Source organism: Burkholderia sp. SRS-W-2-2016, assembly GCF_001931485.1.
Taxonomy (GTDB): Bacteria; Pseudomonadota; Gammaproteobacteria; order Burkholderiales; family Burkholderiaceae; genus Paraburkholderia.
Genome location: NZ_MSDV01000069.1, coordinates 1 through 25,563 on the forward strand (window position 1 = coordinate 1; position 25,563 = coordinate 25,563).

Annotated in this window: 23 protein-coding genes; 13 read left to right on the plus strand and 10 right to left on the minus strand. The window is 64.7% G+C overall.

Annotated features, from left to right (window positions below):
• Positions 1 to 837: EAL domain-containing protein (locus BTH42_RS28790; protein ID WP_083654967.1), on the minus strand; the 837-nt coding region annotated here is incomplete at its 3' end.
• A gap of 407 nt (positions 838 to 1,244) precedes the next feature.
• Here BTH42_RS28790 and BTH42_RS28800 point away from each other — a divergent pair.
• The gene (locus BTH42_RS28800) at positions 1,245 to 1,514 is read left to right on the plus strand and encodes a transposase (protein ID WP_143752244.1); all 270 of its coding nucleotides are present in this window, start codon (positions 1,245 to 1,247) and stop codon (positions 1,512 to 1,514) included.
• A gap of 83 nt (positions 1,515 to 1,597) precedes the next feature.
• Here the strand turns inward: BTH42_RS28800 and BTH42_RS28805 are convergent, their stop codons facing one another.
• The 3 genes from BTH42_RS28805 to BTH42_RS28815 are packed head-to-tail and all read right to left on the minus strand — an operon-like array spanning position 1,598 to position 4,738.
• Complete coding sequence (locus BTH42_RS28805) at positions 1,598 to 2,647, minus strand: ABC transporter substrate-binding protein (RefSeq protein WP_075304585.1); 1,050 nt, start codon at positions 2,645 to 2,647, stop codon at positions 1,598 to 1,600.
• A gap of 25 nt (positions 2,648 to 2,672) precedes the next feature.
• On the minus strand, positions 2,673 to 4,058 hold the full coding sequence (locus tag BTH42_RS28810; protein ID WP_075304586.1) for a sensor histidine kinase: 1,386 nt from the start codon (positions 4,056 to 4,058) through the stop codon (positions 2,673 to 2,675).
• A gap of 2 nt (positions 4,059 to 4,060) precedes the next feature.
• Positions 4,061 to 4,738, minus strand: coding sequence for a response regulator (locus BTH42_RS28815; RefSeq protein WP_075304587.1), 678 nt, complete (start codon positions 4,736 to 4,738; stop codon positions 4,061 to 4,063).
• A 268-nt stretch (positions 4,739 to 5,006) separates the two neighbouring features.
• Between BTH42_RS28815 and BTH42_RS28820 the strand changes: the two genes are divergently transcribed.
• From BTH42_RS28820 to BTH42_RS28855, 8 genes are all read left to right on the plus strand, one after another.
• Complete coding sequence (locus tag BTH42_RS28820; protein ID WP_075304588.1) at positions 5,007 to 6,026, plus strand: ABC transporter substrate-binding protein; 1,020 nt, start codon at positions 5,007 to 5,009, stop codon at positions 6,024 to 6,026.
• A gap of 48 nt (positions 6,027 to 6,074) precedes the next feature.
• The gene (locus BTH42_RS28825; protein ID WP_075304589.1) at positions 6,075 to 6,869 is read left to right on the plus strand and encodes an ABC transporter ATP-binding protein; all 795 of its coding nucleotides are present in this window, start codon (positions 6,075 to 6,077) and stop codon (positions 6,867 to 6,869) included.
• Positions 6,870 to 6,885: 16 nt separating this feature from the next.
• Entirely contained in the window at positions 6,886 to 7,749 is an 864-nt protein-coding gene (locus BTH42_RS28830) for an ABC transporter permease (RefSeq protein WP_075304590.1), read from the plus strand.
• Positions 7,750 to 8,120: 371 nt separating this feature from the next.
• The gene (locus BTH42_RS28835) at positions 8,121 to 9,614 is read left to right on the plus strand and encodes a tetratricopeptide repeat protein (protein ID WP_075304591.1); all 1,494 of its coding nucleotides are present in this window, start codon (positions 8,121 to 8,123) and stop codon (positions 9,612 to 9,614) included.
• 52 nt (positions 9,615 to 9,666) lie between these two features.
• On the plus strand, positions 9,667 to 10,149 hold the full coding sequence (locus tag BTH42_RS28840) for a glycoside hydrolase family 108 protein (RefSeq protein ID WP_075304592.1): 483 nt from the start codon (positions 9,667 to 9,669) through the stop codon (positions 10,147 to 10,149).
• Complete coding sequence (locus BTH42_RS28845; RefSeq protein ID WP_075304593.1) at positions 10,149 to 10,841, plus strand: hypothetical protein; 693 nt, start codon at positions 10,149 to 10,151, stop codon at positions 10,839 to 10,841. Before BTH42_RS28840 ends, BTH42_RS28845 begins: the two co-directional genes overlap by 1 nt.
• Positions 10,842 to 11,026: 185 nt before the next feature.
• On the plus strand, positions 11,027 to 12,514 hold the full coding sequence (locus BTH42_RS28850; protein WP_075304594.1) for an alkaline phosphatase family protein: 1,488 nt from the start codon (positions 11,027 to 11,029) through the stop codon (positions 12,512 to 12,514).
• Between the two features lie 201 nt (positions 12,515 to 12,715).
• Positions 12,716 to 13,033: a DUF4148 domain-containing protein gene (locus BTH42_RS28855; protein WP_075304595.1), complete on the plus strand. Its 318-nt coding sequence runs from the start codon at positions 12,716 to 12,718 to the stop codon at positions 13,031 to 13,033.
• A 217-nt stretch (positions 13,034 to 13,250) separates the two neighbouring features.
• Here the strand turns inward: BTH42_RS28855 and BTH42_RS28860 are convergent, their stop codons facing one another.
• The 6 genes from BTH42_RS28860 to BTH42_RS28885 form a co-directional block, all read right to left on the minus strand.
• A complete protein-coding gene (locus tag BTH42_RS28860; protein WP_075304596.1) occupies positions 13,251 to 13,499 on the minus strand; it encodes a hypothetical protein in 249 nt (82 codons plus the stop codon).
• A gap of 188 nt (positions 13,500 to 13,687) precedes the next feature.
• Positions 13,688 to 14,734 (minus strand): phytoene/squalene synthase family protein, encoded by a 1,047-nt coding sequence (locus tag BTH42_RS28865; RefSeq protein ID WP_075304597.1) that lies wholly within the window; start codon positions 14,732 to 14,734, stop codon positions 13,688 to 13,690.
• Between the two features lie 143 nt (positions 14,735 to 14,877).
• Positions 14,878 to 15,759, minus strand: coding sequence for an amidohydrolase family protein (locus BTH42_RS28870; protein ID WP_075304598.1), 882 nt, complete (start codon positions 15,757 to 15,759; stop codon positions 14,878 to 14,880).
• Between the two features lie 24 nt (positions 15,760 to 15,783).
• Positions 15,784 to 17,697 (minus strand): feruloyl-CoA synthase, encoded by a 1,914-nt coding sequence (locus BTH42_RS28875; RefSeq protein WP_075304599.1) that lies wholly within the window; start codon positions 17,695 to 17,697, stop codon positions 15,784 to 15,786.
• Between the two features lie 118 nt (positions 17,698 to 17,815).
• A complete protein-coding gene (locus BTH42_RS28880) occupies positions 17,816 to 19,267 on the minus strand; it encodes an aldehyde dehydrogenase (protein WP_075304600.1) in 1,452 nt (483 codons plus the stop codon).
• Positions 19,268 to 19,331: 64 nt separating this feature from the next.
• Positions 19,332 to 20,159 carry a p-hydroxycinnamoyl CoA hydratase/lyase gene (locus BTH42_RS28885; protein ID WP_075304605.1) on the minus strand — a complete coding sequence of 276 codons (828 nt, stop codon included), beginning with the start codon at positions 20,157 to 20,159 and terminating at the stop codon, positions 19,332 to 19,334.
• A 137-nt stretch (positions 20,160 to 20,296) separates the two neighbouring features.
• Here BTH42_RS28885 and BTH42_RS28890 point away from each other — a divergent pair, with 137 nt between their 5' ends.
• The 4 genes from BTH42_RS28890 to BTH42_RS28905 all read left to right on the plus strand — a co-directional run bounded on the left by BTH42_RS28890 (position 20,297) and on the right by BTH42_RS28905 (position 25,440).
• Complete coding sequence (locus BTH42_RS28890; protein ID WP_075304601.1) at positions 20,297 to 20,797, plus strand: MarR family winged helix-turn-helix transcriptional regulator; 501 nt, start codon at positions 20,297 to 20,299, stop codon at positions 20,795 to 20,797.
• Between the two features lie 453 nt (positions 20,798 to 21,250).
• Positions 21,251 to 22,411: a 3-(3-hydroxy-phenyl)propionate transporter MhpT gene (mhpT, locus tag BTH42_RS28895; protein WP_372237295.1), complete on the plus strand. Its 1,161-nt coding sequence runs from the start codon at positions 21,251 to 21,253 to the stop codon at positions 22,409 to 22,411.
• Positions 22,412 to 22,500: 89 nt separating this feature from the next.
• Complete coding sequence (locus BTH42_RS28900; protein WP_075304603.1) at positions 22,501 to 23,640, plus strand: porin; 1,140 nt, start codon at positions 22,501 to 22,503, stop codon at positions 23,638 to 23,640.
• A 36-nt stretch (positions 23,641 to 23,676) separates the two neighbouring features.
• Entirely contained in the window at positions 23,677 to 25,440 is a 1,764-nt protein-coding gene (locus tag BTH42_RS28905) for a tannase/feruloyl esterase family alpha/beta hydrolase (RefSeq protein WP_075304604.1), read from the plus strand.
• The last annotated feature ends 123 nt before the right edge of the window (positions 25,441 to 25,563 follow it).

Here is a 25,563-nt window from a genome sequence, read left to right on the forward strand (position 1 = left end):
CCCACACACGGCCCCCTGCACCAGCACCTCCGCCCACCGACCCAGCCACTGCAACTGCTCCTTCGTATCGACGCCGTTCACCACGACCCGCAAGCCCAACCCGCACAGCAAATCCAGCACCGCCGCCATCACTTTAGCGGCGCGCTGATCGCGCAGCACCCCAGCCACGAGTTCCCGCGCAACCGTAACGGTATCCACATCGACCGTGCCGAGCAGCGCGAGCGACGACGCCCCGTTCCCCCACTTGCCGAGCGCCACACCCACCCCGGCTTCGCGCAGCCCTTCGGTCATCGTGCGCAACGACAGCAGCTTCGCCGCCTCGGCGCTATCGGCGATTTCGATTTCAAACAGCCGCGGCGACACGCGATACGACCGCGCAACGCGCACGAGATCTTCGGCGAACGAATCGAGCAGCGCGATCTGCGCGGGCACCGAAATCGCAACCGGACACACTGGACACACCGGCAGACCGGCGTCCGCACAAGCGCGCAACTCGCGGCACACGCTATCGACGACGAACGCGGCCATTTCCTGCGCCACCCGCGGATGTTCGAGCGGCATCATGAAGATGCCCGGCAGCAATAGCCCATATTCCGGGTGAGTCCAGCGAAGCTGCGCGTCGAGCCGCGCCAGCGCGTCGTCGGCCGCGCGATATGCGCCCTGAAAGACCAGATGAAACTCGCCCGCGCGCAAGCCGTCGAGAACCCGGGCCTCCAGGTCGCTGAGTCGTGCGGGAGAGTCGTCGAAGCCGGTGGCGTCGTTCAGTGCGTCGACGGTCAGCCGCGCGGTCAGCGTGCGGGCCATCGAAACGTGTTTCGCGTAATCGAGCGTGTGCATGGCGGATATCTATTGCTTTAACCGCGCAGAAGTACGCACAGCTTGTGCCAGGCGGCACATCGATTGCGATGCAGCTCGGCCAATACGCGGCAAAGCGTTTTCCAATAAGGCTCCACGCCAGGAATCAAAGTGCGCGAGAAAATTCGCTCGCGTTTGCGAAAACGTTTACGTTCCCGTCCGCGTTACGTCGCGTCACCGTGACGTAACGCCGTAACGGCGGCCGCCCGTAACGCACGCGACACATCAGCCTGAATTGCTGAAAGAAATCTGAAAAAAAACCTAAACGTCAATTACCGAAAATTGCGCCTCGATGATTTGACCATCACTAAAACTTTGACTAACATCCGCGGGAACGCAATATTCACCGTCGACTGCGTATTTCGCACAGAATTCATGCAAGGCTGCCGATGTTAGAAATTCCACTCTCCGACGCGGACTGGGCTCGGGTCGAGAGTCTTTTCCCCGTGCCTGCGCCGTCGCGCGGCCGTCCGCGCCGCAGCGACCGCGACATTCTCAATGCGATCCTGTGGTTACAGCTGCGTAAAGAAAAATGGCATCGGCTTCCGGCCACGTTTCCACCTCAGCAAACCTGCTATTTACGCTATATCGGCTGGAAAAGGACCGGCATCCTCAAGCAGGTTAATGAAATTCTTATGGTCGGTGAATTCGAACTTTAAAACAGCCGCTTTAAACCGCCATATCAATAGATCGTTAAGCGCAAGCACAGTCGCAAGGGCCCGCGCGACAGCAACGGCTGCCGCTACGGCTTCACGTCGTCGACGAACCGGTTAGTGAAGGTGCGCGACAGATCGATATGTCTGCCCTTCACGTTCGGATTGAAACCGGCCAGTACCTTCAGCACGGTCGGCGGCCCATCGGCGGGCATCCTGCCGTCCACCGTGTACATCGGCAGCGACGCGCGCAACGCGCTCAGATACAGCGAGCGGTCATTGCCGACATCCTCCGGCGGCATTTGCGCGGCGATCTCTTCGGCGCTATGCGTATGCATATAGCGCAAGGTTCTGACGAACGCGCGCGCGAGTTTCGCCGCTTCCCGAGGATGCGCGTCGAGCCAGGTGGTCTGCACATAAAGACTCGACGCCGGATACGTTCCGCCCAACGCGGCGCGCGTACCGTCGACATTGCGCATGTCGACCAGTACTTTGGCATCGCCCGCTTTCAGCAATTGGGTGACGGTCGGCTCGGTGGTCATCCCCGCATCGATGCGCCCCTGCCGCAGCGCCGCGATAAAACTGCTGTCCGCGCCGACCGGCAGCAATGTGTATTGCGTCGACGGCACGCCCGCGCGCTGTGCGAGATATTTGGTCAGAAAGCTCGTCGACGAGCCGAGGCCGGTCACGCCGAGGGTTTTGCCGCGTACGTCGGCCATGCCGCGGATCGTGTCGGCCCGCTTCGCCGCGACCAGTTGCACTTCGCCGGGCACCTGGCTGAACACGACGATCGTTCGGACTTCTACACCACGCGCCTGCAAATCGATCGTGTGATCGTAAAAACCCACTACGCCCTGCACCGCGCCCGCGAGCATTTCATTCTCGCCGTCGATGCCGGTGGGTTGCGACTGCAGTTCGACGTCGAGCCCCTCGTCCCTGAAATAGCCGAGCCGTTCGGCGAGCCGCGCCGGCAGGTAAATGAGTTTGTTGGTGCCGCCCACCATGATCGCGAGCTGCTCGGGCTCGTCGGCTTGCGCGGGCATCGCGGGTAACGCGAGTGCGGTGCAGAAGCACAGCGCGAGCGACGCATTCAACGCCGCGCCGACCGGCCGCGAGAAACGCATCAGCGAAAGCTTCATTGCGGTTCTCTCCGTTAAATTGCGCTTAGGCGCGCGGCGGCGTCGCACGCGGAAACGTCACGGCGATATCGACGCCCTTGCCGCCCTCGCAGGCTTTCAACGTGATCTCGCCGCGATGCGCATCGGCGATCTCGCGCACGATCGCGAGGCCGAGACCGGTCCCTTCGGTATCTGTCGATGCGCGGAAAAACGGTTCGAACACGCGGCTGCGCGCTTCGGCCGGAATGCCGGGACCGTTGTCGATCACGCTGACCGTCACGGTATTCGCGTCGGCGTTCACCGCGACCGTCACGTGCCCACCGCTGCCGGTATAACGAATCGCGTTCTCCGCCAGATTCGCGATCAGCGCCTGCAACAGACCGCGATGTCCATGCACGGCCGCGACACCCTGCAATTCCGCGCCGAGATCGATCTCGCGCGCCTGCGCGAGCAGCGCGAGATCTTCGACCACTTCCATCGCGAGCGGCACCAGATCGACGCTTTCCATCGCCAGTTGCGAGTTGTCGGCGGCCTCGGCCTGAGCGAGCAATAGCAATTTATTGGTGAGGCCCACCATCGAACGATTGCTGCGATGCATGGCGGCCAGTGCTTCGTCGAGCGCGGGCGGAATGCCGTCCTGTTGCCGCGCGAATTGCAATTGCGTGCCGAGCAGCGTCAGCGGCGTGCGCAACTGATGCGCGGCATCGGCAATAAAACGCCGTTGCGCGGCCACCTGCAAGCCAAGCCGCGCGATGCACTGATTGATCGCATCGACGATCGGCCGCAGCTCCGAATGCAGCCGCTCGACGCGAATCGGTTCGAGCTGCATCGGATCGCGATCCTCGACCTCGTCCTTCACTTTCATCAGCGGCCGCAATTCGAACGTCAGTCCGATGCACACCAGCGCGACCGCGAGCGCGATCATTTCGAACTGGCGCAACAGTTGGGGCCGCCATAATTGTTGGGTCATCGCATCGCGCGAGCGCACGGTCTTGCCGACCGTCACCCGCACCCGGCGCGTCACGCCGTTGTCGTACATCAGCCGCACGACATCGATCGCGCGCACGCGCTGCTCATGCAGGTCGGTGTAATAGGCGTCCGGCACGTCGGGCGCGAGCCACGGACGCGGCTGAAAATCCGGTGTGCCCGCGAGCAGGCGGCCGTCATCGACCCGCACGCTATAGAACACCTGGTCGCGATACGGCGACGCGAAAATCTCCAGCGCGGCGGGCGGAATATCGACTCGCAGATAACCGTCACGCCACTCGACTTCACCGGCGATCATCCGCGCGGACGCAATCAGTTGGTTGTCCTGCACGAGATTGGCGGTATGCCGCGCGTTGTCGTACTCGGTCTTGCCGGTCACGAACACATAGAGCGCGAGCGGCACCAGCAACCACCACAGCAAGCGAATGCGCAGACTATTGGCCATCGTTACTGGTCGTCTTCTTTTTTGCGCAGCAGATAGCCGAGCCCGCGCAGCGTGACGATTGCCGCCGAGCTGCCGTCGAGTTTCTTGCGCAGACGCGAGATATAGATTTCGACCGCGTCCTCGCTCGGTTCGTCGGCCAGCGTAAAGATCGCATCGACCAGCGCCGGCTTCGTCACCGTCTTGCCGAGCCGCAAAATCAATGCTTCGAGCACCGAGCGTTCGCGCGGCGTCACGTTCAGCGGCGCGCCCTTCAGCGTGAATTGCCGCGTGTCGATATCGAACGACAGGTCGCCGCACACCACTTCACTCGCCTTCGACGGCGACTGCCGGCGAATCGCCACCTTGATACGCGCAATCAACTCGCGCACCTCGAACGGCTTCACCAGGTAGTCGTCCGCGCCGGCGCCGAGCAGTTCGACTTTCTCGTCGATCGAACCGCTCGCGGTCAGGATCAGCACCGGCGTCGCGTCGCCGCGCTGGCGCAAGCGGCGCAGCACGTTCTTGCCGGACAGCTTCGGCAGATTCAGGTCGAGCAGGATCACGTCGTAGTGATTGGTGCGCAGCAGCCGGTCGGCCGCGTCGCCGTCCTGCACGGCGTCGAGTGCGAACGCTTCCTGCTCCAGCATCTTCGCGAGCCAGTGCGCGAGCGTGGGATTGTCTTCGATCAGCAGCAGCTTCATGGCGGCAACGGCAAAAGTCAGGCCGTCGATTGTGCCTTAAAACAAGGGGTCTGCGCGCATCCGTTGTGGTTTCGCGCCCACGGCGCCGCGGCCCGGCGCCGCCGCCGCCAGCTTGCCGGGAAGCACCGCGGCGGTGCCGGGTTAACACCGACATTTTGCGCCGGTCGCAGAAAGCTGGCAGAAGGTTTCGCATTTCTATAATCGCCAGCACCTACCCAAAAAGCGCCGCACACCTAGCCCGCGGCGACCAAACTCAGGAGACAGTTTCATGCGTACCTTGCGCCAGATTGCCGTTGTGTCGGGTGTTGCGTTCGCGCTGGCCGCCGCGTCGGCCGCCGCCCACGCGGAGAAAATCACGATCATGGTCGGCGGCGCCACCAAGATCATCTACCTGCCGGCAAAATTGACCGAGCAGCTCGGCTACTTCAAGGACGAAGGCCTCGACGTCGAAATCCTGTCGCAACCGGCCGGCGTCGATGCGGAGAACGAACTGCTGGCGGGCGCGGTGCAGGGCGTGGTCGGCTTCTACGATCACACGATCGATCTGCAGAGCAAGGGCAAGGAAGTGCAGGCGCTGGTCGTGTTCGGCCAGGTGCCGGGCGAAGTCGAAATGGTTTCGACCAAGTCCGCCGAGTCGCTCAAGAGCATGGCCGACGTGAAGGGTAAAACGCTCGGCGTGACCGGCCTCGGTTCGTCGACCAGCTTCCTCACGCAGTACCTCGCGCAGCGCGCGGGCGTGCCGTCGACGCAATACACGATGCTGCCGGTCGGCGCGGACAACAGCTTTATCGCGGCGGTTAAACAGAACCGCATCGACGCGGGTATGACCACCGAGCCGACCGTCTCGCAACTGCTGAAGACCGGCGACGCGAAGGTGCTGGTCGACATGCGCAACGTGGAAGGCACGCGCGCCGCGCTCGGCGGCACCTATCCGGCGTCGAGCTTCTACGTGCAGCGCGCGTGGGCCGAATCGCACAAGGACGACGCGGCCAAACTCTCGCACGCGTTCGCGAAGACGCTGAACTTCATCGCCACGCACAGCGCCGACGAGATCGCCGCGAAGATGCCTAAGGACTACTACGGCAACAACAAGGACCTGTACGTGAACGCGCTGAAAGCGTCGCTGCCGATGTTCACGAAGGACGGCAAGATGCCCGCCGACGGCCCGGACACGGTGCTGAAGGTACTGTCGGCATTCAATCCGTCGGTCAAGGGCAAGCACATCGATCTGGCCAAGACCTATACGAACGACTACGTGTCGGCGCCGGTCAAGACCGCGTCGAAGTAACGCTCATTCGAAACTCCGAGTATCCCTAGCACTGCGAGGCACCCGCCGATGAATCAACCTCCGTCACGCGAAACGCCAGCGATCGAACTGCGCAACGTATCGTGCCGTTTCATTTCCCCGGACGGCAAGGCGACGATCGCTTTGCGCGACTTCACGATGTCGGTCGCACGCGGCGAGTTCGTCGCGGTGGTCGGCCCGACCGGCTGCGGCAAGTCCACCACGCTCAGCATGATTACCGGTCTGCTGAAACCGACCACCGGCGAGGTGCGCGTGATGGGCGCGCCGGTCGACGGAATCGATCCGCGCATCGGTTTCGTGTTCCAGGCCGACGCGGTGTTTCCGTGGCGCTCGGTGCTCGATAACGTCGCGGCCGGTCCGCTGTATCGCGGCCGCTCGAAAGCGGCCGCGTACGAAGAAGCGAACGAATGGCTGCGCCGTGTCGGCCTCGAAAAGTTCGGCAAGCACTATCCGCATCAACTGTCCGGCGGGATGCGCAAGCGCGTCGCGCTCGCGCAGACCTTCATCAACAAGCCGGAAATCCTGCTGATGGACGAGCCGTTCTCGGCGCTCGACATGCAAACCCGCACGCTGATGCAGGACGAACTGCTGCAACTGTGGGGCGGCGCCGGCTCGGTGGTGTTCGTCACGCACGATCTGGAAGAAGCGATCGCACTCGCGGACCGCGTGTTCGTGCTGACCGCGCGCCCCGCGACGCTGAAGAAAGTCTACGAGATCGATCTGCCGCGTCCGCGCGTCACCTCGGAGATTCGCTACGACCCGCGCTTCATCGAAATTTCGCGCGATATCTGGCATGACCTGCGCGAAGAAGTGCAGATCGGTTAATCAAGGAACGGCAAACATGTCCACACCCTCTCAACAGATGATGCCCACCGGCATCGACGCCGCGTCGCTCGCTCACGTCGAACGCATCGCGCAACAGAAGATTCGCCAACGCCAGGCGCTGGTGATTTCGCTGCGCATTCTGGTCCTCGTGGTCGTGCTCGGCGGCTGGGAACTGTCCGCGCGGCTCAACTGGATCGACCCGTTCTTCTTCTCGATGCCGACCGCGATCTTCGATCAGATCGTCGACTGGTTCGTGAACGGCACTTCGCAAGGGCCGCTGTTGACCCAGGTCTGGGTCACACTCGAAGAAACCGGGCTCGGCTTCATCATCGGTTCGGTCGCCGGCATTTTCTGCGGCATCGTGCTCGGCCGCAACAAGCTGCTGTCGGATGTGTTCAGCGTCTATATCAAGGTCGCCAATTCGATTCCGCGCGTCGTGCTCGGTTCGGTGTTCGTGATCGCACTCGGCCTCGGGATGTCGTCGAAAGTCGCGCTGGCGGTCGTGATGGTGTTCTTCGTCGTGTTCGCGAATGCATTCCAGGGCGTGCGCGAAGCGGACCGCTACATGATCGCGAATGCGCAGATTCTCGGCGCGTCGCGCCGCCAGGTGACGACTTCCGTCGTGATTCCGTCGGCGCTCAGCTGGATTCTCGCCAGCCTGCACGTGAGCTTCGGCTTCGCGCTGGTCGGCGCGGTGGTCGGCGAATTCCTCGGCTCGAAACAGGGTATCGGTCTGCTGATTTCGACCGCGCAGGGCGCGTTCAACGCGAGCGGCGTGTTCGCGGCGATGATCGTGCTGGCCGTCGTCGCGCTGGCCGCCGACTATCTGTTGACCGCGGTCGAAAACCGCTTGCTGAAATGGCGGCCGAGTTCGGTTTAACCGCGGCAGGCTGGTTGCAGCTCGTGTTTCGTTTCACCCGCCTAGCCTTCGGCTAAGCAACGCTTCCTCACTCCTCGTCTCTTCATGACTTCCGCCCGGTTCACGCGAACCGGGCGGTTTTTTTGGCGGTCGCCGGACACCCGTCTTTTCCCGCCGGCTTTTCAAGCCACCGCAACCCGCACTGTTTCCCGTCGACAAACGCCTGGCTCCGATTCGTCGGCCCACACGCAACACTTCCTTCGTCCCAACCGCTCGCCCCGAGCCGACAGCGCGCCGCCGCCTCGTTTTGCCCCCGATGGCACGCTTGGTGCGTTACCCCGCGCAAGTCGGACGATTGCCAACAGCGGTTACGGATCTAAACGAGGTGGGCCATGTCGAGTGCACAGAGTCAACGTCGGCCAATGGCCGCGCGCAGCGGCGGGTTGGGTCGCGCCAGCGCCCCGTTCATTCGCACCAGCGCCGCGCGGCGCCCGCCGCACCGTGATTCGAGCGGCTTCGTGGTAACCGGCTGGCGCACCGCCGTCTCGATCAGTCGGGGTCCGAAACAATTGTGGCCGTACCTGTTGCCGTGGCTGGCCGTGGTGCTGGCAATCGGCCTCGCGTGGCTGATCGTGCGCGACGTGCAGACCCGTCAGTTGCTGGTGCCGCCGGTCGAAACGCCGCAATCGCTGAGCGCGCGCGGCTACACGTCGAGCTTTCTGGCCGAACGCATCATGGCGGCGATGCGGGAGATCGGACAGGATGCCGAATCGATTCCGCACGACACGATGGCCGACAACGACGCGCGACCGGACATCCAGATCCCCGGCCAGGACATTTCGTACGGATCGACGGTGCGTTTCATCAAAGGGGTGATCCATCGCGACGATGTGGCCGTACGCATCGGCATCACCCGGACCGACGACGACGCGGACTCGTATATCGCCCACGTGCAGATCGAGCACGGCCCGTTCAGCGGCAAGCAAAGCACGGTGTCGTTCGAAGGGCGCGAACTCGAACGGTTCGTTCGCGAGATCGCGGTCGAGGCAATGCGGCTCGCCGAACCGAACATCCTCGCGAGTCACCTGTTCACCCAGGTGCAGAACACCAAATGCTCGCTCGCGCAGTGCGACTACCGCGCGATCGACCGCATCTACGACGACGTGCTCAAGCTGCCGCCGTCCGAACAGGGCGAATGGGCGACCGCCGGCAAGGCATGGTTGCTGACGAGTCAGGGGCTGTCGAAACAGGCGGAGCAGCAGACCCGCGAAGCGCTGAGCACGTACACGGATTCGGCGGTATTGCGCGCGAGCCTGGGCATTGCGCTCGAACAGCAGCACCGGATCGACGACGCGCTCGACGCATTGCGGGCCGGCGCGCAAGCCAAGAAACGTAGCGCGGAAAACCTGCGTCTGCTCGGCGACGTGTTGCTGCACGCGCATCGCTACCCCGAAGCGCTCGACGCATTCCAGCAGGCGTACGACCTGAAGCCCGACTCCGTCGACACGCTGCACGACTGGGGCGAAGCGCTGATCGCGGTGGGCCGCTACGACCAGGCGATCGACAAACTGAAGCGCGCGGTCGATCTGCGCCCGGGCCTCGCGCCGTCGTACGCCGAATGGGGCCGCGCGCTCGACCGGCAAGGCGATCTGCGCGGCGCCTCGCGCAAATACGCGGTGGCCCTGCGACTCGACCCCGGCACGTTGTCGGCGCGCGAAACCGAGCTGGCGCACTTCGCCGCCGCGGTTCAGGACCCGGACGACACCCCGACAAAGAAGCCCGGCGCGCGCGTCAGGCCCGTTTCGAATCCACCGGCCGCGTATCCGTTGCGCGCATCGCTCGATGCAGTACGCGAGACCGGAGGAAGTGCGATGCACGCGGCCTGAGCCGAACGCATTCGCGGTTTGAGTGGTACCCAGCCGAAGAGGAGACAGTTCGATGGACAGCTTCGAAGACGCATTCAAAGCCCTGATCGGAAATGAAGGCGGTTACAGCTTCAATCCGGCCGATCCCGGCGGCGAAACGATGTGGGGCGTGACCGCGCGGGTCGCGCGCAGCGAGGGCTATACCGGCGCGATGAAGGACCTGCCGCTCGACACCGCCCATCAGATCGCCAAACGCAGGTACTGGGATCCGCTGCATCTCGACGAACTCGATCCGCGCGTGGCCTTCCAGATTTTCGATGCGAACTACAACGGCGGCCTCGTCGTGCTGTGGATGCAGAAGGCGTCCGGCGCGAAGGAGGACGGCAAGTTCGGCCCGGACACGCTCGACGCGGTCAAAGGCGCGGACCCGATGAAGTTCGTGATGCGCTTCGCCGCGTATCGCCTGCGCTATCTGCGCAACCTGCATTCATGGCCGAGTTTCAGCCGCGGCTGGACCGAACGGATGGCCCACAATCTTCTTCTGGGAGCAGCATGATGGACTGGTCTAAAGTCGCCGACAACATCGGCAGCACCGCCCCGCTTCTCGCCGGCCTCGTCGGCGGACCGGTCGGCCTCGGCGTGACGGCCGCCGCCGCGATCATCTCGCATACGCTTGGCACTTCGAACGATCCGGGTCAGGTGGATACCGCGTTGAACGATCCGGCCGCGCGCGAAAAACTGCGTCAGGCGGAAAGCGCGAACTCGCTGCAACTGCAGCAGTTGATGGTCACCGCCGCGCAAACGAGCCTCGCGCACGATGCCGACATGGCGCGCATCGCCGCCGGCGATCGCGAGAACGCGCGCGCAATGGGCGTCGCCAATCGCGACTGGGTGCCCAAAGTACTCGCGATGGCGGTGACCGCCGGCTTCTTCGGCATTCTGCTGCTGATGGCAGTGCAGCCGTTGCCGGGGGACAACAAGGATCTCGTCAACGTGGTGGTCGGCGCGTTGGGGACCGCGTGGATCAGCATCATCGGCTATTACTTCGGCACGTCGGTCGGTTCGATGCGCAAGACCGAACTGCTCGCGAAGCCGAGCGTGCCGATCACCTCGGCGAGCGCGGTGACGCTGCGCGAACCGGCATCGCAGTCGGGCACGCGCGCGCCCGCCGCGGCGCCCGCCTCCGCCGATACCTTTCCGGCGTTCACCCCGGGTGGGCAGGGTCCGATCTTCTCCGGCGGCAGCTGAGTCGATACTTCGTTAGGCGAACCAGGCACGCGACGGAAACCTCGCCGTCGCGTGCCATGTCGCCGTGTGGCCGCGCTCTTTCGCGGCAGCGCGTTTTGCGCTAACCTGGCAACGCCGCGGGCAACCGTGTGCAGCCGCGACGCCACACACGCGCAGTCCATCCCGTCCCCGTTGGAGCGACCCAGATGAGCGACGCCGAACCGCACGCCCACGCCGATCCGATCGAACACGTGGTGCTGCTGCTGATGGAAAACCACTCGTTCGACCAGATGCTCGGCTGTCTCGACGCGGTGCATCCGCAACTGGACGGCGTGCGCAACGCGGCCGGCAAATCGAATAGCGACGGCAAAGGCCACACGTATTACCTGCGCGCGACGCGCGAGCGGCAAATGAAGCACGATCCGAATCACGAGCACGAGGCCGTGATGCAGCAAATCGCCGACAACAACAGCGGCTTCGTGCGTTCCTTCGTCCACGACTTTCCTAAAAGCAGCGCCGCCGCGCGGCAGGACGTAATGGGCTATTACCCATACGGCTTTCTGCCCGCGCTGCATACGCTCGGCGCGCAATTCACCGTGTGCGACCGCTGGTTCTCGTCGTTGCCGGGGCCGACGTGGCCGAACCGCTTTTTCGCGCTGACGGGGACTTCGCAAGGCCAGACCGGAATGCCGTCCGGACTCGACGGCCTCAATCCGCACTGGTACACCGAGCAGGATCAGGACACGATCTTCGACCGGCTGAATGCGGCGCAGAAAACCTGGAAGGTCTATTTCTACGACTTCCCCGCGTCGCTGCTATTGAAAAATCAGCGCCGCGCGGAAAATCTCGCGAACTACCATCTGTTCGATTCGTTCTTTCACGACGCGGCCGGACCCGCCGACGCGTTTCCGCACTTCACGCTGATCGAGCCGAAGTACTTCGGCGAAGCGCAGAACGACGATCATCCGCCGCACAACATCATGAAGGCTGAAAAGCTGATCGCGGACACCTACAACGCGCTGCGCTCGAATCAGGCGCTGTGGGAACGCACGTTGTTAGTGATCCTCTACGACGAGCATGGCGGCTTCTACGATCACGTGTCGCCACCCGCCGACGCAATCGCGCCCGACGACCACACCGCGCGCTTCGATTTCAAACGGCTCGGCGTGCGCGTGCCCGCGCTTCTGGTGTCGCCGTGGTGCGAACCGGGCGTGTGTCACGACACCTTCGATCATTGCAGCCTGCTGAAGTATCTGAGCGACAAGTGGCAACTCGCACCGGCACTCGGCCGGCGCACCGCGCAAGCCGCGAGTATCGGCGCGGCGATTCGCAATAGCGGCGCGGCGCGAACCGATACGCCGGCCTTTATCCGCGTGACGAATCAATCGCTGATTGCCGAACATGTGGAACTGGAGCGCAAATCGTCGAACGGCAATCAGCACGGTCTCCATTCTTTCGCCGATTATCTGCACGCCGAACTGGATCGGCTCGCGGCCGACGCGATCGGCGCGGCCGCGCAGCTCGCGCGCACCGCCAATGCCTGGGTGCGCTTCAAGAGCGGATTGGGGTCGCTGATGATGGGTTTCGGCCAGTGGCTCAGCAAGGACTTCTACACGGCGAAGGATCAGCGCGATGCGCGCACGAGCGACGCGGTCACCCGCCTGCGGCAGGCGGCCGAATCGAAGCCGGACTGAGCACCCGATCGCCGCGCAGCCGCATCAGCAGCGAAACCTCACGTTAACCCGTAGAAGTTCCGCTGCTTTATCTCAAATTTCGCAACAAACATTACCAGAACGGCCTCTTACTCCGTCCAGTTAGCAAATCTACAATGCAATCACTGACTACGAACAAGCAAGTTCGTAGCAACACAAAACCCAAAACTGGAGGTAAGTACCATGAAATCGCTCATTCAAGCCGTTGTTATCGCTGCCGCTATCGCCGCTCCGGTCGCTGCGTTCGCACAAGCGAACCAGCCTGTGACCCGCGCTCAAGTGCGCGCCGAACTGGTTCAACTGGAAAAGGCCGGCTATCAGCCGGGCCACGCAGACCCGCACTACCCGGCTGACATCCAGGCTGCTCAAGCCCGCGTCGATGCACAAAACGGCGTCGGCCAGGCTGCAAACAGCGGCTTCGGCGGCGTGACCGCCGGTTCGTCGCAAGCGAGCCACGCAGCGCCGGTCACCGGCCCGAAGTCGGTCTACTTCGGTCAGTAATCGGTCGAATAAGCCGTAACTAGCGCGTCCGCGCGACGCGCACCCCGATTCAAATGAACTGGCCCGCGGCCGGGAATCCCCGAACGCGGGCCAGTTCGTTTCTGGTTACCTCCGTCATCGGACTCCCGATGACTTCGCCCGGACCTTCGTGGTCTGGGCGCTTTTTCGCGGCGCAACCCGTGCGCCGCGACGAAACCTCGAGAAGCTCTATTGACTGTCAGTCGCGCGCGATCAGATTACCGACCTGACCGCGTCCAGTCACCAGACAGCTCGACAGGAAACTTTCGCTCTGCGCGCTCGCGCCAGCGTCTCCAAAGCCCTTCTTTAGCGCGCCGGATTTAACCAGCGCCGCGCCCTGGTGACACGTAATCGTGCCGACCTCGCCGGCCTGTGCCCGCATCAACGCCCGATCCGCCATCAGATAGCCCAGCAAAAGCACCAACGCAATATTGAACGCTTGTCGCATAGGTCGCCTCCTTTGGGAAAAGACTAACGCGAAGCGTGATTAGAGGGGCTTAGGGGTTTCCCGGTTATTCGTTATTCAATGATCCAGATCAAATCAGGTAGTACTCCGCGCGATTCCTAATGCATTGAAGCAATTCGGTTTTATTCGAAATGGGAAATCACGCGGTAATCGCGAATACGCGTTTACGCCTACAGCCGCGCTTCGACCTGTTTGATTCTTTTCTCGATCGCATTGCGCACCAGCGCATTGGACGGCACCAGCAACAGCGAGCCCGCGATAATCCGGTACACGCTATTGCGGCTCACCTTCGATACGCGCGCCGGGTCGAGCCACGCGTCGTTATCCGCGAGCAGCACCAGCGTGTCGAGGCCGATCAGAATCGGCCACAGGCACGCGAGCCGCAAACGCACCGCGCTCACCGGAATCGCCAGCGTGTAGTCGAGCGCCGCGCGGAAATGTTCGAGGGTGGTGCGCAGCAGTTCGGCGAGCAGCGGCCGCGCGCGCGTCGAATTGGCCGGTTGCAATAAATCCTGAGCGCTCAGGCCATAGCGATCGAGCATGCTTTGCGGCAGATAGCAGCGGCCGATCCGCAGATCCTTGCCGCAATCGCGCAGCACGTTGGTCATCTGCAGCGCCTTGCCGAAACGCACGCCGCGCTCGGTCATCGTGGCGGGCGCCTCTTTCAGCGTGCCCGGCATGTGCGCGTAAGTCATCGTGGTCCAGAATTCGCCGACGCAACCCGCGACCAGATACGTATAGCGATCCAGTTCGCCGTATTCGCGCAGCGCCGCGATCTGCCCGGAACGCTCGTCGGGGAATGTGCGCAGATCGAATTCCATCCCCTCGGTCAGCGTCGTGACGATGCCGCGCACCGCGTGGCGATCGGACTCATCCAGTTGCGCGAGCACATCGAGCGCGGGTTCCAGCGATTCGAGCAGCACTTTCTCATCCGACTGCTCCTGCTGACCCGCGACCTCGGCCGCGATGCGCTGGAACAGCGCGCCGTCGCCGGCCACACCATTGACGCGGTCGCGCAATGCGAGCAGGTACGCGAGGCGCTGGCTCGGCGCGATCAACGAGGTATCGGCAATCGTGTCGGCCGCGCGCGCGAGCAGGTACGCGAGGCCGATCGGGTCGCGCATGCCTACCGGCAGCACGCGCAGCGTCAGATAAAAGGAGCGTGAAACGCCTTTCAGGAGCGGGCCGAGAAGGAAGGCCCGGGTCGGATTCGGCATGAGTTGGATCGGTTGGCAAGGAGACGGTCGGGCGCCGCTGGGACTTTGGCGCTGCCGAATTGTATACGGCACCGCGCCGATCCCGCGCCGCCGTTAGCCGAGCCGTTCCATCACCGCGCGGTCAGCGCGGTGTCGCCCGCGACTCAGCCCGCGCCGAGCCCCAGCACACCGATCGCATTCTGTTTGAGGATCAGCGGATGCACGTCCTCGCGAAAGCCCACTTCCTTGAAATCCGCGAGCCAACGATCCGGCTGGATCAGCGGAAAGTCCGAGCCGAACAGCATCTTGCGCTTGAGCAGCGTATTCGCGTGGCGAATCAGCTCCGGCGAGAAGTACTTCGGCGACCAGCCCGACAGGTCGATATACACGTTCGGCTTATGCAGCGCGATCGACAAAGCCTGCTCCTGCCACGGCCACGACGGATGCGCGATGATGATGTTCATGTCGGGGAAATCGGCGGCGACATCGTCGAGATGGATCGGCTCCGAGTACTTCAGCTTCAGCCCACCGCCACCGCGCATCCCCGAGCCCATTCCCGAATGGCCACTATGGAACACCGCCGTCAGCCGGTGCTCGGCGATCAGTTCGTAGAGCGGATAGGCGAGCCGGTCGTTCGCGAAAAACGCCTGCATCGTTGGGTGAAACTTGAAGCCGCGCACCCCGTATTCCTCGATCAGCTTGCGCGCCTCGCGCACGCCCATCTTCCCCTTGTGCGGGTCGATGCTCGCGAACGCGACCATGATGTCGCTGTTCTTCTGCGCGAACTCGGCGATCTCTTCGTTCGGAATCCGCCGGCGGCCGAGGTTCGCTTCGCAATCGACGGTGAACATCACGAAGCCGATCTTGCGTTGCCGGTAGTGCTCGATCGTCTCCGGAATGGTCGGGCGGCGGCCGAGTTTCAGTACGGTGCCGAAGTACTTGTCGGCGGCTTCATCGAATTCCTTGCCGAACAGATCCGGCGGCTGGCAGCACGAGACTTCCGCGTGGACGTGCGTGTCGATCGCGACGAGTTGGTCGAGGTTCATGGGTCGGTTCCTGTCACGCGGGTATCAAGCGGTGCCGAACGCTTTCGCGACGATCACGTCCGCATCCTGCTCCGGCGCGTCGTACATCGCATCGACCAGTTCGGCCCGGTGCTTGAGCACCGCGCGCTGGTTGATCGAGCCTTTGTCGGTCACTTCGCCCAGATCGAGCGACGGCGGCGCATCCATCAGCCGCAGCCGCGCGATCGTGGTCGCGCTGCCGGTCGCATTGCGGTTCAGCCGCGCTAGCAGCGCCGCGAAATGCGCGCGCACCGCCGGCGCCTGCATGACTTCGCGCGCGCTCGCCGAACCGCCGAGGCCCGCCAACCGCCGGCAATCGTCGAGCCGCGGAAACACCAGCAGACCGATATCGTCGCGATTCATGCCGGCCACGACCACGTCCTGCACGTACGGCGCGCCTTCCGAAATCACCCGCGCGCGCATCGGCCCGACGCTGACGAAGGTGCCCGAACTCAGTTTGAAGTCCTCCGCAATGCGCCCGTCGAACAGCAGCCCCAGTTCCGGCTGCTCGACATCGACGAAGCGCACCGCGTCGCCGCTGCGGAAAAAACCTTCCTCGTCGAACGAGTCCTCGCATTCCGCCGCGCTCGCGCGCCAGTAGCCGGCCATCACGTGCGGGCCGCGATAGCGCGCTTCGAGCTTGTCGCCGACCGGCGCGAGCTTGACCTCGCAGCCGTGCGCGGGCAGGCCGATATAGCCGGCGCGCATCACCGGGCCGGTCGTGAACAGACACGACGGCGACGTCTCGGTCATCCCGAGCCCCGCCATGATGCGGATGCGCTCGCCGCAATGCGTTTCGGTCACGCGTTCGAGCCGGTCCCACGCCGCTTGCGACAGCCCCGCGCCGGAGAAGAAATACAGCTTCACGCGCGAGAAAAACGTCTCGCGCAGCACCGCGTCGCGCTCCAGTGCAATCGCCAGTTCTTCCCAGCCCTTCGGCACGTTGAAGTAGATCGTCGGCGCGATTTCGCGCAGATTGCGCAGCGTTTCGTCGAACTTGCCGGCGACCGGTTTGCCGTCGTCGATATACAGCGTGCCGCCGTTGTACAGCGCGATGCCGATGTTGTGACTGCCGCCGAACGTGTGATTCCACGGCAGCCAGTCGACCAGCACCGGCGGCTCCTGCGCGAATTCGGGGAAGGTTTCGAGCAGCATCTGCTGATTGCTGCACAGCATCCGGTGCGTGGTCGGCACCGCCTTCGGCAGTTTGGTCGAGCCCGACGTGAAGAGGAATTTCGCAATCGAATCCGGGCTGATCGATGCGTGCACCGCGTCGACCTTGTCCGGGATCGTGTTCAGCAGCTCGCCGAACGCGGTCACCCGGCGCGCGTGGCCCGGCTCGCGCGGCGCGACCGTGCTGACGACCTCGACGTCGGCCGGCACCACCGCTTCGATTGCTTTGGAGAACGTATCGTAGTGGCTGGCGAACACGAGGCCCGGCGTCAGCAGTTCGATCGTATGACGCAGCTTGCCGAAATCGCCGGAAGCGAGCGCATAGGCCGGCGAAATCGACGCGAACGGCACGCCCGCCCACATCGCGCCGAGCATCAGTTGCAGATGGTCGAGGTCGTTGCCCGACAGAATCGCGATCGGCCGCTCGGCCGACAGCTTGCGCGCGAGCAGCGCTTCGCCGATTGCGCGCGCGCCTTGCAACGCAGCCGCGTAGCTGAGGCCGACCCACTGTCCATCGCTGCCGCGGCGCGCCGCGAGCCAGCGTTCGGGATGCGCGCGCGCACCGCTTTCGAGCCGCTCGGTCATCCGTTGCGGATGCTCGCCGAGCGTTTCGGCCGCGTGCAGATACCACGTATCGTTCTCGCGCCGCAGACGCAACGACGAGGTGCCGATGCGCGCGTCACGGTATTGCGTCGGCCGGCCGGCGGCATTCGACGCGCTGTTCACTTGTGTCGGCTCGGAATGCAAAGCCTGTCTCCTGTGTCCGATTCCACGCGCGCCGTTTAACAGCGGCGCGCAGGCGCTCCGCGTCGTCGCGCGGAGCCGTCTCTTGATTGCTTCGGGTTCCTACAGGTACCGCGCCCGTTCAGATCGGATAGTGGCGCGGTCCGGTCTGCACGGTGATCCAGCGCAGATCGGTGAATTCGGCAATCGATGCCTTGCTGCCGAAGCGCCCATAACCGCTCTTCTTCACGCCGCCGAACGGCATCTGCGCTTCGTCGTGCACGGTCGGCCCGTTGATGTGGCAGATACCCGATTCGACCCGCTTCGCCAGATTCAACGCGCGCGCGACGTCGCGGCTGAAAATCGCCGCGGACAAGCCGTATTCGCTGTCGTTGGCGACACGGATCGCTTCGTCGTCGCTATCGACGCGTTGCACCGTCACCACCGGCCCGAACGATTCGTCCGCATACAGCTTCATCGAGGGCGTAATGCCGTCGACGATCACCGGCTGCATCGCCGCGCCTTCGACCGTGCAACCGACCGGCAGACGCGCGCCCTTCTCGCGCGCATCTTCGACCAGCGCTTTCACGCGCCGCGCGGCCGCTTCGCTTTCGAGCAGACCGAGCACCGAATCCGCGGCGGCCGGATCGCCCGCCTTCAGCGTACGCGCCTTCGCGGCGAGCTTCTCGACGAACGCATCCGCGACCTTGCGATCGACGATCACGCGCTCGGTCGACATGCAGATTTGCCCTTGATTGAAGAACGCGCCGAACGCGATCCCTTCGACCGCCGCGTCGAGATCCGCGTCGTCGAGCACCAGCACCGGCGCCTTGCCGCCGAGTTCGAGCAGCGCCGGCTTCAGATGCTGCGCCGCGTGTTGCGCGACGATCCGCCCGACCCGCGTCGAGCCGGTGAAGTTCACGCGCCGCACCGCCGGATGCGCGATCAATCGTTCGACCACCGCGGGCGCGTCTTCGGCCGAATGCGTGATTACGTTGACGACGCCGTCGCCGAGACCCGCGTCGTCCAGCACGCTGCCGATCAACCGATGCACGCCCGGGCAACCCTCGGACGCCTTGAATACCACGGTGTTGCCGCACGCGAGCGGCATCGCCAGCGCACGGGTGCCGAGAATCACCGGCGCGTTCCACGGCGCCATCCCGAGCACCACGCCGCACGGCTGACGCACCGCCATCGCGAGACTGCCCGGCACGTTCGACGGAATCACGTCGCCGTCGATCTGGGTGGTCATCGCGGCGGCCTCGCGCAGCATGTTGGCCGCGAGCATCACGTTGAAGCCGTACCAGTTCGGCATCGCGCCGGTTTCGGCGAGGCCGGTTTCGATGAACTCACCGACCCGCGCATCCATCAGATCGGCGGCGGCCAGCAGGCGCTTGCGGCGCTCGCCCGGCGCGAGCGCCGACCATGCGGGGAACGCGCGCGCCGCCGCTTCGACCGCCGCGTCCACGTCGGCCAGCGTCGCGGCCGCCGCGCGCGACGCGACACGGCCGTTCGCCGGATTGATCCGCTCGAAGGTCCTGCCGTCCGACGCGCCGCGGCTCTTGCCGTCGATCAATAGAGTTACGTCCTGCATTGCCTCGTCTCCTCGCCTGTCCCGGTGGGTGTTATTCAAATTCAGATTCAAACCGACAGGCGGCTCAGCGCTTGTACGCCTGCAGGCCCGGCTTGATCGACTTGTCGTCGAGGAACTGCTTCAGGCCCTGCTCGCGGCCGTGTTCCGGATCGCGCAGTTGCGCCTGGTCGAGCTTCGCGTACAGATAGTCTTCGTTCTGCTCCCACGTCAGTTCACGGCTGCGCTTGAAACCGATCTTCGCATTGCGCAGCACCACCGGGTTCTTGTTCAGCAGCTTGGCGGCCAGCGCGACCGTTTCCTCGCGCAGTTGCGCACGCGGCACGCTCTTGTTGACGAGGCCCATTTCGGCGGCCTGCGGACCGGTGAACGTGTCGCCGGTCATGATGTAGTGAAGCGCCCGGCGATGCCCAACCGTATCGGCCATCGCCTTGCTGACCAGGTTGCCCGGCGGGATGCCCCAGTTGATTTCCGACAGACCGAACACCGCTTCGTCCGCGGCGATCGCCAGATCGCACGCAACGAGCGGCGAGAAGCCACCGCCGAAGCACCAGCCGTTGACCATCGCGATGGTCGGCTTCGAGTACATGCGCAGCAATTGCCACTGCCAGCGCGACGCGTCGCGGCGAATCTTTTCCTGCAGAATTTCCGGGCCCGCATCGACTTCGCGGAAGTACTCCTTCAGATCCATGCCGGCGGTCCATGCATCGCCTTCACCGGTCAGCACCACGACCTGCGCTTCCGCGTCGAGTTCGACCGCTTCGAGTACTTCGATCATCTCGCGATTCAGCGTCGGATTCATCGCATTACGCTTTTCCGGACGGTTGAACTTGATCCACGCGATACCTTCCGCGACTTCGACCTTGACGGCTTTCCAACGACCTTCGTAATTCATCTGCATTCTCCGTGAACGGTGACCGCGACGGCGGCCGGTTGAGTGCATTTAATATCAGGCTGCCTGATATGTAAAGCGGAATTTCGGGGCCTCGGTGCAAACCCCTAGCACCGGTTTGCGCCGCGCGACACGCTAAGATGCGGGCTAGACCTTCCACCCGGTACGCCATGAACAAGAATCAGAAGCCGTCCGCCGAAACGGGCGCCGCCCGCAACCGTCGCCCGAGCCTGCGCCTGACCTACGTGATCGGCAGTCTCGACCGCATCTTGCGGCGCCGCATGAGCGAAGCGCTCGCGCCGCTCGGCCTCACGCTCGCGCAGTTCACCGCGCTGTCGGTGCTCGACGCGAACGGCCGCGCATCGAACGCGCAGGTCGCCGAGCGCTCGTTCATCACGCCGCAATCGGCCAACGAAGTGATGAACGCGATGTCGGCGCGCAACTGGGTGAGCCGCGAACCGGACCCGACCCACGGCCGCATCGTGCTGCTGCAACTGACCGACGAAGGCCGCGCGGTACTGCGCGAATGCGAGCAGGCGGTCAAGGCAATCGAAAAACAGATGCTCGACGACATCGGCGTCGACACCGCCGCCGGCGTGCAACAGCACCTCGAAGCGTTCGTGCGCAATCTGCGCGGCTAACCGCATCACCCTCTCCCGCCTCGCGGCTTACTAGGTGTTTTCACCGAACAGCTAACGCTTGTTTTATCAGCCTACCTGATATTAAATCCATCCCACGGCGGCACGGCCGGCTACTCGCCGCGTCGTCCCGGAGCAAGCGCGCCGGCCCGCCAGCATCGAACCGGTGTGCGGCGAGCCGCGCGGTTCGCAAGCGTCGCGCCCCGACCTTGATGCCCGTCTGAATCCCGCACCGCCGCCGCTCTCCGCTCCCGCGGACAGCCCGGCGCCGGCCATGCGCACACGCGCCCGGCCGCCATTTGCAGCACCCCGTAGCACCTCGCCACACGCTTCACCGGAAAGCCACGCCATTTAATAAGGATCACTAACGTGAAAAGAGCCGGAACGTTTTCTTCCACTACCGACCCCGCCGCATCGTGCGCTTCCGCGCCAAGCGGCGTCGCGCTCACGCTCGGCCTGTGTTTCGCGATCGCGCTGCTCGAAGGGCTCGATCTGCAGTCGGTCGGCGTCGCCGCGCCGCGCATGGCCCGCGAGTTCGGCCTGTCGGTTTCGCAGATGGGGCTCGCGTTCAGCGCCGGCACCTTCGGGCTGCTGCCCGGTGCGATGTTCGGCGGGCGGCTCGCCGACCGGATCGGCCGCAAGCGGGTGCTGGTGATCTCCGCCGCTCTGTTCGGACTGCTGTCGATCATGACCGCGCTGGTCAGCGACTTCCACACGCTCGTGCTAGTGCGGGTGCTGACCGGCATCGGCCTGGGCGGCGCGTTGCCGAACCTGATCGCGTTGTCGTCGGAAGCGGTCGAGCCGCACCGGCGCGGCACCGCGGTCAGCGTGATGTATTGCGGCATTCCGTTCGGCGGCGTGATCGCGTCGGTGATCGGCGTAATGAGCGCGGGCGACGCCGACTGGCGCCACATCTTCTACGTCGGCGGCGTCGGACCGCTGTTGCTGGTGCCGCTCTTGATGCTGTTCCTGCGCGATTCGAGCGCGTTCGCGAAGGCCTCGCGCGACGGCCGCCTGAAACCCGCGCCGATCGGCAACGTGCTGTTCGCCGAGAGCCGCGGCCCGTCCACCGTGCAGATCTGGGTCAGCTATTTCTGCACGCTGATCGTGCTGTATTTCCTGCTCAACTGGCTGCCGTCGCTGATGGCCGCGCGCGGGCTGTCGCGCGGCGAAGTCGGCACCGTGCAGATCTTCTTCAACATCGGCGGCGGTCTCGGCACGCTCTTCATCGGCATGCTGATGGACCGGATTCGTCAGAGCGTCGTGGTCGCCGGCATGTATGTCGGGATCATCGCGTCGCTCGCGGGGCTCGCTGTATCGCCCGGTTTCGGCGCGCTGGTGGCCGCCGCGTTCTTCGCCGGCACCTTCGTGGTCGGCGGTCAATCGGTGCTGTACGCGCTGTCCGCGGCGTTCTATCCGACCGCAATGCGCGGCACCGGGGTCGGCGCGGCGGTCGCCGTCGGCCGCATCGGCTCGGTGGTCGGACCGCTCGCCGCCGGCGCGTTGCTGGCGATGGGCCGCAGTTCGTCGACCGTGATCGGCGCGAGCATTCCGGTCACCGTGATCGCCGCCGCGGCCGCGCTGATGCTGCTGCGCCGTCCGCGCGCCGAGGACTGACCTCGCAGCGAAGAAACCCGCGCCGCCTCGGCACATAACAACAACCCAAACACAACAACACTTTTATCAACGGTCTGGAGATCTCACCCATGCAAGCATCCGCACGCCTTCTGCTTTGCGGCGCGTTGTGCGCCGTCAGCGGCGCGGCAGCAGCGCAATCGAGCGTCACGCTGTACGGCATCGTCGATACCGGCATCGAATATGTTTCGCACGCGAATGCCGCGGGCAACAGCGTGGTCCGCATGCCGGGCGTCACCGGCGAATTTCCGTCGCGCTGGGGCTTGCGCGGTAACGAAGATCTCGGCGGCGGTTTTAGCGCGATTTTCACGCTCGAAAGCGGCTTCAATCTGCGCGGCGGCGACTCCGGCCAGGGCGGCCGGCTGTTCGGGCGCCAGGCGTTCGTCGGCGTGAAGAGCCCGTACGGCACGCTCAGCTTCGGCCGTCAGTACACGATGACCTACTACGCGCTGCTCGGCGCGGACATCATCGGTCCGGACATCTACGGTCTCGGCTCGCTCGACGCGTATATCCCGAATGCGCGCGCCGACAATTCGGTCTCCTACATGGGTACGTGGTCGGGCGTCACGTTCGGCGCGAACTACTCGTTCGGCCGCGACGCGGCGGGCACCGGCAACTCGCCGGGCCAGGGCACCTGTACCGGCTCGGTGGCGGGCCGTCCGACCGAGTGCCGCGACTGGTCGGTGATGCTGAAGTACGACTCGCCGCTGTTCGGCGTCGCGGCCTCGTATGAAGAGCAGCGCGGCGGCGCGACCGCGGCGGCGAACTTCTTCGACGGCGTCGCGCCGATCCCGCTGACCGACGCGGCCGACAAGGACAGCCGCGCGCACGTGAGCGCGTACGTGAACATCGACAAGCTGAAGCTCGGCGCGGGCTGGCTGAACCGCCGCGTCGACACGGCCGCGGCCGCGCTGCCGGACGTGCGCTCGAATCTGTTCTTCGTCGGCGCGTCGTACTTCGTGACGCCGGCGTTCATCGTCGACGGCGAGGTCTATCACATCGACAACGAGCAGCACGACACCCGCGCGACGATGGGCACGCTGCGCTCGACCTATCTGCTGTCCAAGGCGACCGCAGTCTATGCCCAGGCCTCGTATCTCGGCAACAGCGCGAAGGCGCGCTACTCGGTCAGCGGCGGCGGCGGCGGTACCACGCCGGCGGCCGGCGCGAACCAGACCGGCGTGATGCTGGGCCTGCGTCACTCTTTCTAACGACAAACAGCAGCTGGCAACGACAGGAGACATCGGATGAAATGCACTTCTATCGCAATCGCGGCAGCCGCGGCGCTCGCGCTCGCCGCGTGCGGCGGCAGCAATCATGACGGCTCGACGAACGCAAACAACAGCGGCACTAGCGGCACCGGCACCGGCACCAGCGCGACCGCGCTGCCGCAACTGAGCGCGGCGAGCCCCGGCACGCTCGCCGGCAACTGCGCGGCGCTCGCCGCGAAGCTGTCGTTCGCGAACACCACCTTCACGACAGTCACCGACGTCGCCGCCGGCACGCTGACGGTGAGCGGCAAACCGATCGCCGAGCACTGCCTGATTCAGGGCAACATGAATCAGCGCGTGAGCAGCGTCGACGGCAAGACGTATGCGATCGGCTTCGAGATGCGCCTGCCGCTCGCGTGGAACGGCCGCTTCTTCTATCAGGCCAACGGCGGACTGGACGGCAACGTGGTCACCGCGACCGGCGAGATCGGCGGCGGCGGCGCAACCGACGACGCGCTGAACATGGGCTTCGCGGTAATCAGCTCGGATGCCGGCCACAGCTCGTCGCAAAATCCGCTGTTCGGTCTCGATCCGCAGGCGCGTCTCGACTATGGCTACAACGCGGTCGCGACGCTCACGCCGATGGCCAAGCAGGTGATCAAACTCGCTTACGGCAAGGGCCCCGACCGCAGCTATTTCGAAGGCTGCTCGAACGGCGGCCGCCATGCGCTGGTTGCGGCCGCGCGTTCGTCGGCCGAATACGACGGCATCATCTCGGGCGATCCGGGCTTCCATCTGCCGAAGGCGGCGATCGGCGAAATGTGGGGCGCGCAGCAGCTCGCGAAGGTCGCGACCGCCACCACCTCTGCCGGCCTGCCCGACATCACGACCGGCTTCACGGCCACCGAACGGACGATGGTCGCGGCGAAAATCCTCGCCAAATGCGATGCGCTCGACGGCGCGACCGACGGCCTGATCCAGGACATTAAGGCCTGCCAGGCGAACTTCAGCCTCGCGACCGACGTGCCGAGCTGCACCAACAACGTCCGCGACGGCACCTGCCTGACCACCGCGCAGAAGGACGCGATCGGCAACCTGTTCGCGGGCGCGCGCGACAGCGCCGGCAACGCGCTGTACGCAAGCTTCCCGTACGACGCCGGGCTCGGCGCCGGCTGGTCCGCGTGGAAGCAGTCGAACTCGATCACGCTCGACCCGGCCGCCGCCGCGTTCACGTTCACCACGCTGCCGCAGAGCGCGTCGATCCTCAGCCAGTTGTCCTCCTATGCGCTGAACTTCAGCATGGACACCGACGCGCCGAAGATCTTCGCGACCGGCGGCGTCTATACCGAGTCGGCGTGGTCGTTCATGACGCCGCCCGACGAGACCAACCTGAGCGCGCTCAAGCAGCGCGGCGCGAAGCTGATCGTCTATCACGGCACCAGCGACCCGGTGTTTTCGTCGAACGACACGACCGACTGGTATCAGCGCCTGAGCACCGCGAACGGCGGCGACGCGACGAACTTCGCGCGGCTCTACACGATCGCCGGGATGAACCATTGCAGCGGCGGGCCGAGCACCGACCAGTTCGACATGCTCACGCCGATGATCGCGTGGGTCGAACAGGGCAAGGCGCCCGACAGCGTGATCGCGACCGCGCGCGATGCGAGCAGCGCGGCGCCGAACAGCGACGTGCCGTCGAGCTGGGGCGCCGGCCGCACGCGGCCGCTGTGTCCGTATCCGAAGGTCGCGCGCTATACCAGCGGCAACGTCGATTCGGCGAGCAGCTTCACCTGTAGTTAAGCAGCAGTCCGCGCGCATGCCGGGGATGCCGGCATGCGCGGCAGTGTGTTCCACCCGCGTTACAGCGTTTGCAAAATCGACCGGGCAGCGCGTCCGGCCGCCGCCCGCCCACTTCCCCCCCGC